The 17128-nt window shown below is 59.7% G+C and carries 16 protein-coding genes; 10 read left to right on the forward strand and 6 right to left on the reverse strand.

Translation table 11 applies throughout. The features are described from left to right. Window positions 1-41 precede the first annotated feature (41 nt). Together HWY37_RS19010 and HWY37_RS19015 are read left to right on the forward strand one after the other, a co-directional pair. The gene (locus HWY37_RS19010; protein ID WP_176089597.1) at window positions 42-716 is read left to right on the forward strand and encodes a Bax inhibitor-1 family protein; all 675 of its coding nucleotides are present in this window, start codon (window positions 42-44) and stop codon (window positions 714-716) included. A gap of 47 nt (window positions 717-763) precedes the next feature. After that, a complete protein-coding gene (locus HWY37_RS19015; RefSeq protein WP_176089598.1) occupies window positions 764-1114 on the forward strand; it encodes a hypothetical protein in 351 nt (116 codons plus the stop codon). A gap of 38 nt (window positions 1115-1152) precedes the next feature. On the opposite strand, the gene HWY37_RS19020 is transcribed toward HWY37_RS19015, so the two are convergent. Both HWY37_RS19020 and HWY37_RS19025 read right to left on the reverse strand, forming a co-directional pair. Further along, window positions 1153-1827: a hypothetical protein gene (locus HWY37_RS19020; RefSeq protein WP_176089599.1), complete on the reverse strand. Its 675-nt coding sequence runs from the start codon at window positions 1825-1827 to the stop codon at window positions 1153-1155. Window positions 1828-1943: 116 nt separating this feature from the next. After that, window positions 1944-3125: a hypothetical protein gene (locus tag HWY37_RS19025; protein WP_176089600.1), complete on the reverse strand. Its 1182-nt coding sequence runs from the start codon at window positions 3123-3125 to the stop codon at window positions 1944-1946. Window positions 3126-3435: 310 nt separating this feature from the next. Between HWY37_RS19025 and prs the strand changes: the two genes are divergently transcribed. The 7 genes from prs (at window position 3436) to HWY37_RS34905 (ending at window position 10580) form a co-directional block, all read left to right on the forward strand. After that, window positions 3436-4308 carry a ribose-phosphate diphosphokinase gene (gene prs / locus HWY37_RS19030; protein ID WP_176089601.1) on the forward strand — a complete coding sequence of 291 codons (873 nt, stop codon included), beginning with the start codon at window positions 3436-3438 and terminating at the stop codon, window positions 4306-4308. Continuing rightward, the gene (locus tag HWY37_RS19035; protein ID WP_176089602.1) at window positions 4305-4565 is read left to right on the forward strand and encodes a hypothetical protein; all 261 of its coding nucleotides are present in this window, start codon (window positions 4305-4307) and stop codon (window positions 4563-4565) included. The genes prs and HWY37_RS19035 overlap by 4 nt, the downstream gene beginning before the upstream one ends. A gap of 88 nt (window positions 4566-4653) precedes the next feature. After that, window positions 4654-6240 carry a nicotinate phosphoribosyltransferase gene (locus HWY37_RS19040; RefSeq protein WP_176089603.1) on the forward strand — a complete coding sequence of 529 codons (1587 nt, stop codon included), beginning with the start codon at window positions 4654-4656 and terminating at the stop codon, window positions 6238-6240. A 105-nt stretch (window positions 6241-6345) separates the two neighbouring features. Further along, window positions 6346-6735: a hypothetical protein gene (locus tag HWY37_RS19045; protein ID WP_176089604.1), complete on the forward strand. Its 390-nt coding sequence runs from the start codon at window positions 6346-6348 to the stop codon at window positions 6733-6735. Continuing rightward, the gene (locus tag HWY37_RS19050; RefSeq protein WP_176089605.1) at window positions 6719-7393 is read left to right on the forward strand and encodes an NUDIX hydrolase; all 675 of its coding nucleotides are present in this window, start codon (window positions 6719-6721) and stop codon (window positions 7391-7393) included. The genes HWY37_RS19045 and HWY37_RS19050 overlap by 17 nt, the downstream gene beginning before the upstream one ends. Before the next feature lie 224 nt (window positions 7394-7617). Then, on the forward strand, window positions 7618-8988 hold the full coding sequence (locus tag HWY37_RS34900; protein ID WP_176089606.1) for an RCC1 domain-containing protein: 1371 nt from the start codon (window positions 7618-7620) through the stop codon (window positions 8986-8988). A gap of 260 nt (window positions 8989-9248) precedes the next feature. Beyond that, window positions 9249-10580 (forward strand): RCC1 domain-containing protein, encoded by a 1332-nt coding sequence (locus HWY37_RS34905; protein ID WP_425485028.1) that lies wholly within the window; start codon window positions 9249-9251, stop codon window positions 10578-10580. Window positions 10581-10708: 128 nt separating this feature from the next. On the opposite strand, the gene HWY37_RS19065 is transcribed toward HWY37_RS34905, so the two are convergent. The 4 genes from HWY37_RS19065 to HWY37_RS19080 form a co-directional block, all read right to left on the reverse strand. Beyond that, on the reverse strand, window positions 10709-11107 hold the full coding sequence (locus tag HWY37_RS19065; protein ID WP_176089608.1) for a hypothetical protein: 399 nt from the start codon (window positions 11105-11107) through the stop codon (window positions 10709-10711). After that, window positions 11104-13140, reverse strand: a complete 2037-nt coding sequence (gene ligA, locus HWY37_RS19070) for an NAD-dependent DNA ligase LigA (RefSeq protein WP_176089609.1) — start codon at window positions 13138-13140, stop codon at window positions 11104-11106. The genes HWY37_RS19065 and ligA overlap by 4 nt, the downstream gene beginning before the upstream one ends. A 69-nt stretch (window positions 13141-13209) precedes the next feature. Next, window positions 13210-14889: a PAS domain-containing protein gene (locus HWY37_RS19075; protein ID WP_176089610.1), complete on the reverse strand. Its 1680-nt coding sequence runs from the start codon at window positions 14887-14889 to the stop codon at window positions 13210-13212. A gap of 25 nt (window positions 14890-14914) precedes the next feature. After that, entirely contained in the window at window positions 14915-16021 is a 1107-nt protein-coding gene (locus tag HWY37_RS19080; protein ID WP_217706397.1) for a tyrosine-type recombinase/integrase, read from the reverse strand. Between the two features lie 120 nt (window positions 16022-16141). Here HWY37_RS19080 and HWY37_RS19085 point away from each other — a divergent pair, with 120 nt between their 5' ends. Continuing rightward, window positions 16142-16933, forward strand: coding sequence for a metallophosphoesterase (locus tag HWY37_RS19085; protein WP_176089611.1), 792 nt, complete (start codon window positions 16142-16144; stop codon window positions 16931-16933). Window positions 16934-17128: the final 195 nt, after the last annotated feature.

The raw sequence follows: 17128 nt of genomic DNA on the forward strand, positions 1-17128 counted from the left end.
TTGCAGATATACTACTGACACAACTTTCAAAGGAGCTTTTCATGGGATACGACGACGGCGAAGCCATCGCTATTGCTGGTCGCCCGCCGATGTCCGCAGCGGTGCGCAAGACCCTCTTCAACACCTTCCTGACGGTCGCGGTGATGCTGTTGATCACGGCCGGCGCATCGGTGGCCATGATCGGCAAGTCGCTGAGCCTGGGCGGGATGCTCGGGTTGTTCGTGGCGAGCATCGTGCTGATCTTCGTTCTGCGGGCAGCGAGCAAGAGCGCGCTGGGCCTGGTGGTACTGGCGGTCTTCTCGGGCATCATGGGGGCGATCATGGGCCCCGCGATGACGGTTCATCTCTCTGTCGCCAACGGGGCACAAAACGTGGCCCTGGCCGTTGGTATCACCGCGGTGGTGGTGTTGAGCTGCGCCGGCTACACGATCTCGTCACGCCGCGATTTCTCGCACCTGCGGACCATCCTGTTCGCCGGACTGGTCGCATTGCTCGTCGCAATGATTGCCAACATCTTTCTGGCCATTCCTGCGCTGTCGCTGGTCCTGAGTGCAATCGGTGCCGTCCTGTTTACCGGTTGGCTTCTGTTCGATCTTTCTGAGGTCATCCACGGCCGTGAAACCAACTACGTGCTCGCTTCGATCGGCGTGTACCTGGACATCCTGAACATCTTCATTTCGATCCTCAATATCCTGGGGATTACAAACAAGGATTGACAGCCCTGCGCCCCTGAAAGGGGCGTTTTAGTTCATAAGACACCACCATGCTCACCTATGCCCAAACCGCATCGTTGAATGCCTGTGCAAAAATGGAGCCTCACGAGTATGACGATGTCCGGTGGAGCTTTCGTTGGATTTTTCGCCTCTCATACCTGATGCTCGCAGTTCCTACGGTGGGTGCGCTCGTCTACTGGGGAGACGACTTGCCCATCGTCGTTATGGTGGCGTTGCTGATGGCTTGGGGCTACTGGTTCCGCTATTACAAGATCTACAAGGCCGCGATCCGGGTGCTCAAGCTTTTTGAGGACGGCCACCCGGTTATCCAGGATTATGTGGAGTTCCGGGACTTCGCGTATGCGACAGATCCGACTTGGGCCAAGAAGCACCTGGAATGAAAAAGCAGCCCGAAGGCTGCTTGAGATGCGGTGATTGATCAAGCCGCAGCTTTTTCCTCGACATGCGCGGATGCCTCCAGGATGCTCTTCTGGATGGCATCCCACTCTGCACGTGTCACCCGGCGCTTACGGACCGGGGATTCACCGTGCTCGCGTGGACCGCGGGTATAGCGGCACAGGTTGAGGGTGTCCTTGGTGAAGGAAGTGCACCACCAAAGCTGCATGCCTTGGGCACTTTGGAGCGTGGCTTCCATCTCTTCGGATTCCGGCAGGAAGGCCACCGGCAGCAGGAATCCCATGCCAGGGCAAACGCGACCCTTCTCCGATTCCAGACGGCTTTGGTAGGCTGCGAGCCGGTTGAGCCCATCCGGGCTCATATGGTACCCCTGCGGCATCTTGACGATCCGCTTTTCCGCGATCCACGGCTTCTGATCATGGTGGTCTTCCCACAGGCGTGGATAGGTGCCGCCAACGATGCAGGCCTTGCGATAGTAGTTCTCATCCAGAGGACGGAAAACACCAACACACCTGCGCATGCGAAGCTTGTTCAGCGCTTCGGCGTCTTCGGTGTCGAAGCGGAAGCGGTAGTTGATCGCCATGGTCATAGCGTCGTGCAGGAGCGCGATTCGTTCGCGATCCCCGAGGGTGCGGGGCGCGCCAGCATCGGCTGCCAGCATGAAGGCCAATCCGGCCGAATTCTTCGATGTCTGCATGATGTTTCCTTTATAGGGTTGAAGATCCTCCCTCGTATAGCGCGCAGCGGAGCTGGCAGCCTTCGGCGGCAAGCAATGAAATGCCGGCTCACGTGGAGCCGGCATGGAGGTATCGCTTACGCGTTGGCCTGATTCTTCGTCATTTCGGTGAATACCGCCCGCGCGCTAGCTTGCAGCTTTGCCGAAAGGCAGCTAGTCCGCAGCGCCTTGGTGAAAGCCTGGATCTGCAACGCTGCTGTTTGCCAATCCATGGCCTTTCGGAAGGCGCCCATCGTATGGCCTTGCTCTCGAGGGCTCAGGAAGCTCTTGATCGCTCGGTGGAACCGGGGCTCGAGCTCCTGGATCCGGGCGGTGTGACGCTCAGCCGCGGTGCCGCAGTTGCCGCACAGGGTTTCGCTGCCTTCCTCAGTTTCCCGATGAATCCCGCAATCGGCGCAGTGATCGCTTTCTCCGCCATTGGCTTCGATCGCATGCTGCACCCATTCCCAGTAGCCAAGCTTGGTGTTCCCTTCGGAGACGTCCTGCTGCCAGTCCTCCCGGTCGTAGTAGCCGTGCTCATGGCCCCAACGACGTTCAAGCGCTTCGACAGCGGCATCCATCTGCCAGCGAGGATTCAGGCTGGACAGCAACGCCATGATCGCCTTATGGGCATTAGCGTCCGTCAGCGATCGCAGCGCATTGAGCTTGGCTTCGTAGGGGTGATTGAAGTCCTCCGAAGCGTCATCATCCAGCTCCCAGTAGTAGCCATGGAGATCCGATCGGTGAATCAGAATCCCCGCTGCATCCAGGTAGGCATCCAAAAGGTTCCGTCGGGTGACGTAAGCCTCGATGTGGACAACTGAAGCAGGATTGGACCAGTCCACCTGCGCCAGATTGTCCTCCAGGTTGCAATCGCAAGCCGCGTTGACGCCTTCGCCCCAGGGGTAAGTGCCGCCAGTATCCCGCATGCCGGTATCAGCGCACTGAGGGCACACCGCCGGCGGCTCCTGCTGGCTGAGTTGCTCGACGTGCAAGGCAAATTCGTGCAACAAGCCATGCTTGCGCAAGAACATGCCTACCACTTCAGGCTTGGAAGCCAGCTTCGACCAGGGGATATCCGATACCGAGGCCGCCTTGAGCGTTGCGTCCATGACGTGCCGGTTCCGGAATCCTTCTTCAGCGGAGACGAGTTCCACGGCCTGGTCGCGCTTGAGCGGCTTGCCGCGCTTGCCGAGGCCCAGTTCGTGGGCCCGTGCCAGCAACTTGTCCGCGCGGGCATAGATGTTGGCTGTGTGGGCGTGCTTGTTGGTGTCGTTCATGAGTATGTCCTTTCAGATTGGCAGAGCCATAGGGGTTTGGTGGGGAACTGCGTTGCCAACAAGGCTCTGCGCTATGTCAGAACAAGGTTGGTAGGTATTTCCTAGAGAGATGACAGCTCCGTACGCCGAATGGCGCGCAGTTCAGAGAGTCGAATAGGTATAGCGTCACGCCGGCCCGGCGCCTGGTTGCTAACCAGGAGAAGGCGGTGGCACAGGCGAGAAGAAACCAACACGCGGCCTACGGGATCGTTTGACAAAGCTGAATCACGCGCTATACTTAATCGTAACTCGCAACTAACACCAAACAGCCATGTCCGACTTCTCCCGCATCGAGCTCCTCTACACCGACCGCGAGGGCCAGGTCTTCAATCACGCTATCCGATTCCTGGGCTTTCCCGGCGGCGAGCGTCATGTCTGGATCAGCGAGGGCGTGAAGGGTGAGGGGCGCACGTACACGATCGACGCCCGGATCTACTCGTCGGACGCAGTGATGGACCTGCTGCTGCTCAACGACGCGCTGCGCCGCGCCGTCGGCGACTGTGCGGATGTGACGCTTCGCCTGCCGTATCTGCCCTATGCTCGTCAGGACCGTGTCACGGTCGAAGGCGAGCCCCTGTCCGTCAAGGTGTTCTGCACCCTGATCAACGCCATGAAGGTCGATCGCGTGGTGGTCGCCGACCCTCACAGCACGGTGGGCCCAGCGCTGCTGGACCGCCTGGAGATCGAATCGGCCGAAGCCTTCATGGGCCAGTTGCTGGCGCTGCCTGAATTCGCAGGCGGTGTGGCCCTGGTGGCGCCCGACGCCGGCGCACACAAGCGGGTGCAAGCCATGGGCGAGAAGTTCGGGTTGCCGGTGGTCTTCTGCGCCAAGGTCCGCGACACGGCTACAGGCCGGCTGGGCGGCGCGCGAGTGCTGGACGATTTGCCGGTTCTGCCGCTCTTGGTGGTTGACGACATCTGCGATGGGGGAGGGACCTTTGCGGCCCTTGCACCCATCCTGCGCCAGCACACCTGCCAGCCGATCAGCCTGTACGTGACCCACGGCCTGTGCACCAAAGGCTTGGCGCCGCTCAAGGACTACGATCAAGTGTTCACCGCCTATCCCCGCGATACCGACCTGTGGACCCGCCGCGGTGGCGTTTTCCAGGCCATCGACACAACGCAACTGCCGGTGGCCGCATGAATGCCGAGCAACGCGCCGGCGCCGAGGCGCGCCGCGATCAGCAAGTCGCCGAACGAGAGCATGCCCAGGATCTGCGCACCCTCGAGCACCTGCGCGCCCTGGCCAGCCAGTGGAGGGCCACCGCTGCAACGATTCTTCGTGAAGAGCACGGCGGCGCATACATGCTGCCGGCGCAGATCCCGCACGAGCTTGAAGTCGTGATCACGTACTGGGAAACACGCGCGTTCATGTCTCAGCCGTACACGCCTGAAATGTAACAGTTAGCGGAACCATTGCATGGATCGCTTTTCCCGCTATACTAAATCGTAAATCGCAACTAACACCTTTCTTCACCGGAGCAGCACTATGTCTACCTTGAACCCCCTGACCCAGATCGACTTCTACAAGAGCGGCCACATCTTCCAGTACCCGGCCGGCACCGAGAGCGTCTACTCGAACTTCACTGCACGCTCCGATCGTCTGGCGCCCGTGCTGCGCGCCGGCCTGGCTCCCTTCGAAGGGAAGGTGGTGTTCACTGGTCTGCAAGGCTTCTGCAAGGAATTCCTGATCAATGCCTTCAACGTGGGCTTCTTCCAACAGCCCAAGGCGCAGGCCGTGCGCCAGTACCAGCGCCGCATGGACAATGCTCTGGGCCCGGGCGCTGTGCCGGCCGATCACATCGCCGCGCTGCACGACCTGGGCTACCTGCCTATTCGCATCAAGGCCTTGCCCGAAGGTTCCCGCGTCAACATCAAGGTGCCACTGTTCACCGTGCGCGAGACCAAGAAGGAGTTCGCCTGGCTCACCAACTACCTGGAAACCGTGCTGTCGAACTTCAACTGGAAGCCGATCACGGTGGCGACCCTCGCCTACGAGTATCGCCGGCTGCTGGAAGCCTACGCCGAAGTGACCGGCGCAGACACGACCTTCATCGACTGGCAGGCGCACGACTTCTCGGCCCGCGGTCTGTCGGGCCCCGAGGACTCCATGCGCGCTGGCTTCGCGCACCTGCTGTCGTTCACTGGCACCGACACCGTGGCGGCCATCGACTACGCCGAAGCCTTCTACGGCGCCGATTCCGACAAGGAACTGGTCGGCGGCAGCGTGCCCGCCACCGAACACAGCGTCATGAGCATGGGCGGCAAGCTGGACGAAATCGGCACCTTCCGCCGCCTGATCACCGAGGTCTATCCCTCGGGCATCGTGTCCATCGTGTCCGATACCTGGGACTTCTGGCAGGTGATCACCGAGTACGCCAAGACGCTGAAGGCCGAGATCCTGGCCCGTACGCCCAATGCGCTGGGCCAGGCCAAGGTCGTGTTCCGTCCGGACTCCGGCGATCCGGTCAAGATCCTGACCGGCTACACCTGGGAAGAGCTCAAGCGCGGCCCCTACGGCCCCGATCGTGACGAGAACGGCATGTTCACCGTCAAGGAAACCGGCCAGAAGATCACCGAGGCGGAGCAGAAGGGCGCTGTGGAATGCCTGTGGGATATCTTCGGCGGCACCTACACCGACAAGGGCTACCGCGTGCTGAACCAGCGCGTGGGCCTGATCTACGGCGACTCGATCACGCTGCCTCGTGCCGAGCAGATCCTCGAGCGCCTGAAGAACAAGCAGTTCGCCTCGACCAACTGCGTGTTCGGCATCGGCTCCTACAGCTACCAGTACCTGACCCGCGACAGCTTCGGCATGGCGATGAAGGCTACCTGGGGCATGGTCAACGGTGAGGCGCGCGAGCTGTCCAAGGACCCCAAGACCGACAGCGGTACGAAGAAGTCGGCCGTGGGCCTGCTGCGTGTCGAGCGCGAGGGCGACAACTATGTCCTCTACGACCGCCAGACGCCCGAGCAAGAAGCCCAAGGCCTGCTGGAAGACGTCTTCGTCGATGGCAAGCTGGTGCGTGAGCACACCCTGGCCGAGATCCGTGCCCGCGTGCGTAACGGCGGATAACTCGACCTGCGCGTCATGCATCCCCGCCCTGTGGCGGGGTTTTTTCATTCAAACTTTGTCGCATAATGAAAGTAAGTCTGCTATACTAGGGACAAGGAGTGCCCCATGCAAAGACCCCCCGAAAAAATGATCCCTGCGACGATGCAGCGTGCTACCGAATATGCACGACGCAGCGTTAGCGACGCGATCAAGTATGCCCAGGTGCTGACGACCGACCCCGAGGCGGATAAGCGCAAGGGGGAATGCTTGTGCCCAGTCTGCTACTACCATGCACAGCGTTATGGGCGGGTTGGGGGTGCGGCCTGCACCTCGCGTCCCTGCATGTGTTGCGGCAAAGTGATGAACTTCGGCTCGACGCTGACCGACGTCCTTTGCAAGGCCTGCGCGAAGGAAACGGACCTGTGCTGCCGCTGTGGCGCCGACATGAATTTGCATGAGCGGGCCTCCTGGCCAACCCCAAAATTGCGAGACTCTCAGGATGACAAAGACCACTGACCACTACGAACGCCCAATCCTCACGGTGGACGTCGTACTGCTTGCTCTGATCGACGACCGCCTGCACGTCGCCCTGGCCACGCGCGCGGCCGCGCCCTTCGAGAACCAGCTGGCGCTGCCCGGCGGCTATGTGCATGTCGAGGAGGACTCCGACACTGGCCAAACGGCTCGACGGGTGCTGCGCTCGAAAATCGGGTTTGACCCCGCGCACCTCGAGCAAGCCTTCACCGAGTCCGGGGCCCAGCGCGATCCGCGCGGCTGGTCCGCATCCGTGGTCTACCTGGCGCTGCACGCTGCCGAAGAGCTGCAAACGCTGGCCGAAGACGGCCGCATCCAGCTCTACGACGTCGATGCGCTGCCGGAGCTGGCATTCGATCACCGGCAGCTGGTCGCCCTGGCAGTGCAGCGGCTGCGCGCCAAGGCGGCTTACACGTCGATCGTCGCCCACCTGTTGCCAAGCGAGTTCACCATTCCGCAAGTCCAGGCTGCCTTTGAAGCAGTGACCGGCCACCGCGTGAACGCAGCCAACTTCCGGCGCAAGATCCTCGAGACAGGCGCGTTCACGGAGACCCGCATGGTTCCTGCGGCGTTTCGGCCGGCGCAAGCGTACCGCCTGGTCGAGCCTCTCACAGACTTCGGTCAAAACCTGGTCCGGTAAGCGGTCAACAGTGGTCATTTTGACCACAACTGCATAGATCTGCGTCTTCGGGGCTATACGGAACACGGCGCCGCCCAGTGTGCCGGTAGTGACCCCCGATCATGCAAAATCGACACGTAAATCACCTCATCGGTGCCACGCTCATTGCGGGTGCCCTCGGGGCCCCATTGCTTGCGGCCGCCTCTCAATATTTCACTGTAGTTCCGTCGCCCGGCAGGCAAGGCATGCCGCCCGAGCCTGGCGCAGAACTCGAGATCGTACTGAATACAGGCCCACTGGCCGTGGGCAAGAAGGGCCAGCCGTACAGCCAGGACATGACGCCATTCTTGCGCGTAACCGGCGACCCGGCGTTTGACATCTCAAAGGCAACTTGGTCAGCCAGCGCCGAACTTCCTTCGGGATTGAGCATCGGCGCCACGGGGCTCATCTCTGGGATGCCTACAAGTACGACCGACGGGGCTAATTTCACCGTAACCGCAGGTTATGCGGACAAGTCGCAGTCGCAAACATATACGATCGTCATCAACGGCGTCACGCTGACGGCGTCGAAGGTCGTTGCGGGCGGCGCGTTTTCCTGCGCGTTGACTGGCGGGGGCGCAGTCTATTGCTGGGGCATCAATCATTCCGGTCAGCTGGGGAACGGAACAACTGCCACTTCCTACAGCCCAACCCAGGTCGTCGGCTTGACTTCAGGCGTAAGCGACATCGCCGTTGGAAACGACCACGCGTGCGCCCTGCAATCGGGTGTGCTTCGTTGCTGGGGTTCAAATGACTCCGGCCAGGTGACCGGCGATGGCCTGTCGTCTGGTGCCCCGATAACGTCGCCTTACACAGTGTCTGGCTTGCATGGAAATATCAGTTCCTTTGCTCTGGGAAGCAGCTTCACTTGTGCGACGCAGTCTGGCGCTGTCTACTGCTGGGGTTCCAATAGTTCTGGGCAGATGGGCTACGGTGGAAACCCAGGCATCAATGGAGTAACGCGCATTGATGGACTCAACACCGCTTCTATGGTGGCAGCCGGGCCTTCGCATGCGTGTGCGGTCGATATGGGCCGGGCCTATTGCTGGGGTGACAATTACAACGGTCGACTTGGCTCGGGCAGTACCGCCAATTGGAGGGAGCTTCAACCACAGCTTGTTGTTGGTTTGAGTTCAGGAGTCACAGCCGTCGCGGGCAACGCTACCGCGGCGCATACGTGTGCAATCCATAATGGGGCAGCAAAATGCTGGGGACAAAACTCGGTCAACGCTCTGGGCAATGGAACCACTACCGATGCATTGACTCCTGTCCAGGTCTCCGGTTTGACTTCAAATGTCACTCAGATTAGCGTAGGTGGAACCCATACCTGCGCAATTACGGGTATGACTACCGTCTGCTGGGGTGATGGAAGCAATGGCCGGCTTGGAACCGGGGACACTACAAACGCACCTACCCCAATAGCTATCCTGAATGGAACGCCCCAGATCAGCGCTGGCGCCTATCACACATGTGCGCTTGTTAGCGGCGTGGCCCACTGCTGGGGAGTTGGCAGCGGTGGACGGCTCGGCACCGGGAAAGACGCTGATTCTCTGTATCCTGTGCCTGTAGCTCGGTGATACGAGTTGTAGGAGCAAGCGCCTTCGGGCGCTTTTTACTTTCCATTACGTTTTGGCTATACGGGCTTTAAGACGTGCGTGAAGCGTCAGAAAGCACCAGCATGAAAGTCATACCAATCCAAGCACTCATCTCCGCACTCGTTCTGACGGTGCCCGTTGCTGTGCACGCGGCACAATTCTTCACCGTCGTTCCAAGCCCTGGAAAACAAGGTAACGAGCTGCCGGCGGAAGACATCACGCTCACGCTCAATGCAGGAGCCATGACAGCCGGTCAGGTGGGGAAGCCCTACAGCCATAACCTAGCGCCATATCTTCAAGTCACTGGAGATCCAGCCTATGACCCAGCGAAAGCGACATGGAGTGCCGATCAGGATCTGCCATCCGGACTGACAATCTCAGCATCCGGAATGCTTGGTGGAACCCCGACCGCCAAAAACCCTGGCACTGAGTTCGTCGTTACAGCCTCGTACAAAGATAAATCGGCACAGCAGACCTACACGATCATCATCGATGGAGTCGCTTTCCAAGCATCTACGGTGACCGCTGCCGGTGGTCTGTTTTCCTGTGCTGTGACACCGGCTGGCGCCCTTTACTGCTGGGGCTTCAACTCGAATGGCCAACTCGGTAACGGGACGACTGCGCCATCTTCAACCCCCAGCCTTGTTCCGCAACTGAGTAGCGGTGTGACCTATGTTGGAGCTGGGACTATGCATGCCTGCGCGCTCAAATCGGGAGCTGTCTATTGCTGGGGAAGCAATGAAGGTGGCAGGCTGGGGGCTGGACTGGCCGGCACTGAGGGGTCCTCCACACCTGTCATGGTCAGCGGGATGGAATCGAATGTCACCCATCTGTCTGTTGGAGACAGTCATTCATGCGCAGTTCGCAATGGTGCCGCGTACTGCTGGGGATGGAATACTGACGGAGCCTTGGGGAACGGAACAACTACCTCTTCTGGGGTTCCTGTCCAGGTATCGGGGCTGACGAGTGGCGTGACACGAGTCGCCACAGGGGGCGGCCACTCTTGTGCGGTCGTATTTGACCGAGCTATGTGCTGGGGGGCTAACGACAATGGCCGGCTGGGCACGGGGGATGACGGAGCCACATTCAGGTTCACTACGCCGCAACTTGTCGCGCTGACGCCGGGCGTGACCGATATCTCCAGCAACCGAAACTCTGCTACCACCTGTGCTCTGAAGAACGACGCCTTGTTCTGCTGGGGTGCAAATGCCAACGGCTCAGCGGGGGTGGGCTTGGCAGGTCCGGTTGGGACGCCCACACCTGTTGTCGGCATGTCCAGTGGGGTCACTCAGGTCAATGTGGGTAGCTATCACACGTGTGCCGTAAGTAATCAAGCCGCCTACTGCTGGGGAAACAACCGGTATGGCCAGCTCGGAAATGGAAACACGTCAGAATCAAATACTCCCCAAGGCGTTGTTGGGCTGAGCAGTCGAGTGGTGCAGATTTCAGCGGGGAACAATCACTCGTGCGCCATCCAAGCTGGTAGCGCAAAATGCTGGGGTCTTGGGACTCTGGGCCAACTGGGTAATGGCGAAAGTGCAAACAAGCTCACCCCCGAGGAAGTTAGTCCTTAATGGCCAGTTTCGCCAAAGACGAGGTGTGCCCGCCATCGAGCTTTGCGACATGTGAAGCGTCAAGCCAATGGCGGCGCGAAAACGAAAAAAGGCGCCAGAAAACGCCTTTTTTCATGATACACAGGATTTCAAGCCAGAAAGGTCGCCTGTCGGGCGGTCTTCGGCTTTGGACGCCACAGAATCCCCAAGAGAATCGCCAGGGTGGCCAGCATTTCGGCACCCAATCGAACCCAGATGGCGGCGTCCGGTGAAACGAGCCAACGCACCAGGTAGTACACGGCACCGATCACCACCGCATAGAAACCCCACATGCCTCCCGCGGCCAGCTCGATATTGTGTCCCCCGGGTTCGGCAGCATTTGCCCACGCACACGTGAGCGCCACGAATGCTGCTGCGCTGAGACACACTGCGTAGACGGCAAGGATAGGGCCAAAGACGTTGGCCAGCAGAGCCGAGCCCCCTTCACAAACCGCACCCATGAGAGGGAGGATGAGCCAGTGCCGGCTCAACATACCGCGCGTCATCATTCGCCTTTCTGAGCCAGCAGCCAGGCTTCGTCATACACCGGGATGCCCAGATCGCTTGCCTTGGTGAGCTTGCTGCCAGCGTTTTCGCCTGCCACCACTGCGAATGTCTTCTTGGAGACCGAATCCGAGGTCTTGCCGCCCAGGCTTTCGACCAGGGCCTTCGCTGCTTCGCGCGACAGGAAGGGCAAGGTGCCCGTCACCACCACGGTCTTGCCGGAGAGCACGCCGCCGGTGATCTTGGCTTCCGGCTCGGGCTTCACATAGCTGGCCAGGAGGTCGATCTCGGGGCCGAAATGCTCGTCGGCAAACGCGGCGACGACCGAACCCGCCGTGATCGGGCCCACATCCGGGATCGCCAGCAGACCGTCGTAGGTCGCTGAGCGGACGGCTTCCCAGGTGCCGAAGTGTTGAGCCAGGCGCTTGGCGGTGCCTTCACCGACACCTTCGATACCCAGGGCGAAAATGAAGCGGCGCAGCGGGCGGCCAACCGAGTCAGCAATGCCCGTCACGAGCTTGGCGGCGGACGACTTGCCCCAGCCTTCCAGGTTGGCAACGAGCGAGGCATCCAGGCGATACAGGTCGGAGGCCTTCGCGATCAGGCTGGCGGCCAGCAGGTCGCGCACGCTGCCTTCGCCCAGGCTGTCGATGTCCATGCCCAGGCGCGAGCCGAAGTGGGTCAGGCGGAACAGGCGCTGGTCCGAGCAGCTGGTGCCGCCCGTGCAGTAGTGCTCGCCCATACCTTCTTCGCTGCCGGCGATGAATTTCACCGTTGAGCCGCATGTCGGGCAGTGCTCCGGCATCGTGAAGGGGCCGGTCGCCGCGGGACGCAGCTCCAGAACCGGGTTGACCAGTTCGGGGATCACGTCGCCTGCGCGCCGGATGACCACCGTGTCGCCGACACGCACGCCCTTGATGTTGTTGACCTGGTGCTCGTTGTGCAGGGTCACGTTGGTGACAGTCACGCCACCGACGTGGACCGGCGTCAGCCGGCCAACCGGAGTCAGCTTGCCCGTGCGGCCGACCTGGATGTCGATCGCCTCGAGCAGCGTGGTCTTTTCTTCGGCCGGGAACTTGTACGCAAAGGCCCAGCGAGGCGTGCGCGTGTTCCAGCCCAGCGCATCCTGCTGGTCAAAGCGAGCGATCTTGTAGACGACGCCATCGATCTCAAAGGGCAGGGCCTTGCGCACGTCTGCCACAGCTTCGAACGATTTCTGCACTCCCTCGATGCCGGTCACGACCTCGAACAGGCCGCTGACCTGGAAGCCCAGCTTCTTCAGGTACGCCAGCACCTGGGCCTGGCTGTCGAAGTCATGCGCGGCTGCATCGACCAGCGAATAGGCAAAGAAGCTCAGGCGGCGTGATGCCGTGACCTTCGGGTCCAGGGTTCGCAGGCTGCCGGCCGCGGCATTGCGGGTGTTGGCATATTCCTTTTCACCGAGTGCACGCTGCCGATCGTTCAGGCGTGCCAGCGCGGCGATCGTCATCAGGACCTCGCCCCGGATCTCGCCCGTGAACGGCTCAGGCAGGCGCAGCGGCACGGACTGGATCGTACGGACCTGCGCGGTCACATCCTCGCCGGTTTCGCCATCGCCGCGGGTGACGGCCTGCATGAAGATGCCATGCGCATAACGCAGGGAGCACGACAGACCATCGTATTTGGGCTCGCGGGTAAGCTCCAAGCTTTCCAGAGCTACGCCCAGCTCGTCGGCCATGCTGCGGCAGAAGCCGGCCGCTTCTTCGGCATCCATGGCGTTGTCGATCGACAGCATCGGCACCGCATGACGAACTTCTGCCAATCCCGACACGGGAGCACCCCCAACGCGCTGCGTTGGCGAGTCCGCTGCAACCCACTCCGGATGCGCTGCTTCCACCTCCTGGAGCTGGCGGAACATCGAGTCATACTGACTATCAGGTACGGTCGGCGCGTCCAGCACGTAATACTCGTGAGCCAACTGGGCTACGTAATCCTTCAGGCGAACGTAGGCTTCGACGGAGACGAGATCGACAGCCAGCAGAGCGGGGTTCTGGGTCATAAGGAAAATTCTGGAAAAAGTGAACTACAGTATACCAGAAAATGCATATATGACACATTCAGTTCAGGCTCAAAATCCCGCCTTTCCCCCCAATAAATACGGCACCGGCGCGCCGAGGAAAAAGCCCATATAGGTTTGGCCAGGAGTGATATGCCGAATCATCAGCTGGCCTCCGTGGTAGGCCACCAGGCGCCGCACCAGGGCCAGATCCAGGTCGTCGGACAACTCCCAAGTCAGCGCGGTCCACGCCAACAGGTCTGGTTCTTCGATGAGGCTGCCAAGAATGGGACAGCCGGCGGGGATCGGGCCCACGCACACCAGGGTGTCCATAACGCGCGACTCGGCGTAAATGTTGATCACCTGTCCCTGTTCGCCACTGACCATAATGCCCAGCAGGCAGCTCAGGATGCTGCGAAACACGGGATCCGAGGTACGCAGTATCGGTAGCGGTGCCAGGTTGAAAACGGTGTCTGGATGGACATGCTGGTAGGTGTTCACGATATGACGGGCCGTGATGTTAAGGTCCAGCAGGCCGGGTGAGAATGGTAACAAGCTGGAATTGGCATACCGCTGCATACGCTCCATCGTCTTCTGAATCAGAAGCGTCGCCGTCTGGTAAGCCACCTTCTCCGCCTGGGGAATGTGCTGTGTGGTGTTGCGCAGCCTTGACAGCGGCTCCTGAACCACCTCTACCACTGCGTGCATGAACGCATTGTGGTCTGTCAGCAAATCCTCCATCGCCTGACTACATTCGGCTTTTGCTCGGAACAGCTGATCGTTTAGACGCAGCAGCTGCATCTCAGATTGCAGTGGCTCGGTGATGTCCTTGCTCATGATGGTGAAGCAGCCATCTCCACAGCTGGCAAACAGGCATTCGAACGTCCGACCGATTGGTTCCCAGTACAAATCAACGCATGCTTGCGGCCCATCAACACGGATTGATTCGAGTACGGTCACCAGCTCGGTGGCCCGGGCCAGGAAAGGGAACTGCTCGAACATGGGTGCACCTAAGCGCAACTGCATCTCATCGAGCATGGGGAGGCCCGCCTTATTGGTCTCCACAATGACGAACTCCGGTAGAGCGGCACCACTTTTCGTCAAGAATTCACAGACAGAGATAGCCATCGGGATGTTGTCCAACAGGTGCCTGTAGTCCATTCGGCTCTTGAAGGCAGCCTGCTCGATCAGCTTGATTTCGGTGATGTCACGGGTGATCAGCGTGAGCCCGGCCAGATTGCCCTTATCGTTTTCGTAGAAAATGGGTGTTGCGGTGATGCGGATGGCTGAGATGCCGCGATCAGGTACATCCCGATGGCGCTGCAAATCGAAGATGGCCGGCGCACGTGCTTCTATGGCTCGGCGCTCCACGTCAGCAAAAGCGGCAGCCACCCTTGGCGGGAAGACTTCCTCGCTGCGCCTGCCAAGAACCTTGCTCTGTTGCAAATCATAAGGTTTTAGCAACGTGTCATTACATATGAGGATCAGTCCGTCGCTGTCCTTCACGCAAAGCCCATTGCCAGCGGAGAACTCCGACCGGCTGAGTAAAAAGCCCAGCGTGCCAAAGCGAGGGCTGTAGCCGTCGGAGATGAAGTTGTGAAGTTTGGGAAATCGCCTTAGCGCCAGGGTAAACAGTACCAGGTCGACTCCGGCCAGTAGGATGCCGGCCAGGGCAGAGGCCCAAAGATGTACTGAAAATACCTCGCTGTATGCTGTCGTCTCGTCAAGCCCCTGCAAAATGGGGTGCATCATGCTTATCGAAGCTAGGAATGTCAGCTTAGCGCCAAGGGCTACCACTACGAAGTAAATCAACCTGCGCAGGCCTGTTTTCAGTCGCATTCTCAATAAAATTCTTGTTTGACCCTAAGACCTTGGCATTTGCCTCGTTTAGCGCCGGCATGGTTATTGTCACGTGCCGCTGGGTTGTTCTGAGCTCTTCATGACCCATGAAACCTCTGACCTGCTCGAGCGTATATCGGCCACTGGCTAATGCCAAATTGGCAAATGTATTTCGAAGCACATTTGCACCACCCTGTTCCGGATCGATCATTGCCAGTTCAAACCAATAATCAATCCGCCGGAACAAGCCAGACGGCGTATAGCCCTTTCCCATGGAGGTCGATGGGCAAAACAATTCCCCTGGAATTCGACGTTTCAATCGCTCTGTCTGCCAGGCGGTAAGCCAGTCACGCCACGGCCCGTCCGGCAGCACAATCGTACTGTGATCGGGATGCACGGTCTGCGACTTCACTTCTATGCTGAATCCAGGCTGTATTCCAGCACATTTCAGGCCAATGACTTCACTATTTCGTAGCCCGGCGCCGACCATGAGTGCAGCCAGTGCACGGTCACGCGGCGCTTTCGCACCCTCCATATGTTCCAACACATTTTGAAGCTTCAGAAGTTGCGCTTGCGTCAGGCCCTTAGGCAGCGCAATAGCAAGCTCCCGTTCTTGGCGCAGCAGCGTTTTCAAGGGATGTTCGCCAGGCCAACCGATTGCCAATAGGTGCAGATAAACCTTGTCTAGCAACTGCAAGTATCGGCGGCGGGATACCGGCAAAAGTTGTTTATCACCGAAGAATTCTGTTCCCTCCTTTTCAGTAGCTTCCAGCAGCGTCATTTTTTTGGCGGAGAGGAAAGTTGACCATGCCGCGAACATCGTGAAATAGGTCTCCTTCGACGACTCTCGAAAGTGCCGGGTGCCGAGGATTCTTTGCTGTGCAAGCCACGAGACGAACGTACTCTCGGCCGAGTCTCGCCAAGATGCCAAACTGTCAGCAGGCCAAAAGTCTGCTTCCGCGGGATGGGCAGTCGCGGCGCGGATGTTGCCGTGTCGCTCCAATATGTCCCTCAACTTGCTGTTAAGAAAAGAAACGCGTTTCACGCGATTTTTGCAATATTACACCTGAGTGTCAAGTTGCATAAGTGAAGGGTGTGTACCATCTCTCGGCACAATAGCAGCAAAAACGCTATACACCATATCGCAATTTCATGTCTGTCACTTGTGCCAAATTACCTTACGCAGGGCCCCGCCGGGCCTGCGCCTTCTGTTCTGCGACTGCCGCCCGCGCATGGCCGTGATTTCTTCGTTGGCGACATCCATGGGGCCTTCGGGCTGGTTGTTGAGGCGCTGACACGACTGAGCTTCGACCCGAGGGTCGACCGGCTCATCTGCGCCGGCGACCTAGTAGATCGTGGCGACCAGAGCACGGAATCCCTGGAATTTCTCCGAGAACCATGGGTATTTGCTGTTCGAGGCAACCACGAGCAGATGCTGCTCGATGGCTTCGAGCCCAACCCACCAGATGGTTACTGGGCCCAGATCTCCATCGATAATGGGGGCGGATGGTTTTTGAAGGAGCCTGTGGATCGGAGGGTCCAGCTCCTGCGTGCCTTTCGCGCCCTGCCGCTGGCCATCGAAATTCCCACGCCGCAGGGCTTGGTCGGCGTCATCCATGCCGAGGTGCCCGTTTCAATGAGCTGGGACGCGTTCACGAGGGAGCTTGGCTACCAGAATGCCGAGGTTTGCGAAAGCGCCATTTGGGGCCGTATCCGGGTGCAGTACAAGATCGGGGATTCGGTCCCTGGCGTGTGGCGCATCTTCTGCGGCCACACGATCCGGGCGGCTATGCCCCGCTGGCAGGGCAACATCTGCTTCGCGGACACCGGCGGCTACCGGGCCTGGCGCGACGGTCCCGGGCAAGGGTTTGCGCTCTCGGTGATTAACATTCTCGCCCCGCAAGACGTGATCGCTTCGGCTGGCCAGGACGCGATGCTGACCCTGGTGGATGCCTGACCTTAGGCCGGCGCTGCCGCGCCGGCCATACACCGATTGATAGGGAGGACATGGCTTCGCAAAGCAGGCATGAAGCATGTTTCGGGCTATACTAAATCGACCCCGCAGTGTGACAGCCAGGTGCAATATCTGGCTTATTTTGTTATCGAAGTTAGGGTTTTACGGTAAACACGGGGCTTTTCCAACCCTTCCTCT

This window comes from Achromobacter anxifer (assembly GCF_903652925.1).
Taxonomy (GTDB): domain Bacteria; phylum Pseudomonadota; class Gammaproteobacteria; order Burkholderiales; family Burkholderiaceae_B; genus Achromobacter; species Achromobacter anxifer.

Coding starts and splice junctions, on each gene's coding strand:
- HWY37_RS19010 (WP_176089597.1), top strand. CDS start 42: ATGGGATACGACGACGGCGAAGCCATCGCTATTGCTGGTCGCCCGCCG.
- HWY37_RS19015 (WP_176089598.1), top strand. CDS start 764: ATGCTCACCTATGCCCAAACCGCATCGTTGAATGCCTGTGCAAAAATG.
- HWY37_RS19020 (WP_176089599.1), bottom strand. CDS start 1,827: ATGCAGACATCGAAGAATTCGGCCGGATTGGCCTTCATGCTGGCAGCC.
- HWY37_RS19025 (WP_176089600.1), bottom strand. CDS start 3,125: ATGAACGACACCAACAAGCACGCCCACACAGCCAACATCTATGCCCGC.
- prs (WP_176089601.1), top strand. CDS start 3,436: ATGTCCGACTTCTCCCGCATCGAGCTCCTCTACACCGACCGCGAGGGC.
- HWY37_RS19035 (WP_176089602.1), top strand. CDS start 4,305: ATGAATGCCGAGCAACGCGCCGGCGCCGAGGCGCGCCGCGATCAGCAA.
- HWY37_RS19040 (WP_176089603.1), top strand. CDS start 4,654: ATGTCTACCTTGAACCCCCTGACCCAGATCGACTTCTACAAGAGCGGC.
- HWY37_RS19045 (WP_176089604.1), top strand. CDS start 6,346: ATGCAAAGACCCCCCGAAAAAATGATCCCTGCGACGATGCAGCGTGCT.
- HWY37_RS19050 (WP_176089605.1), top strand. CDS start 6,719: ATGACAAAGACCACTGACCACTACGAACGCCCAATCCTCACGGTGGAC.
- HWY37_RS34900 (WP_176089606.1), top strand. CDS start 7,618: ATGCCGCCCGAGCCTGGCGCAGAACTCGAGATCGTACTGAATACAGGC.
- HWY37_RS34905 (WP_425485028.1), top strand. CDS start 9,249: ATGACAGCCGGTCAGGTGGGGAAGCCCTACAGCCATAACCTAGCGCCA.
- HWY37_RS19065 (WP_176089608.1), bottom strand. CDS start 11,107: ATGATGACGCGCGGTATGTTGAGCCGGCACTGGCTCATCCTCCCTCTC.
- ligA (WP_176089609.1), bottom strand. CDS start 13,140: ATGACCCAGAACCCCGCTCTGCTGGCTGTCGATCTCGTCTCCGTCGAA.
- HWY37_RS19075 (WP_176089610.1), bottom strand. CDS start 14,889: ATGATGCACCCCATTTTGCAGGGGCTTGACGAGACGACAGCATACAGC.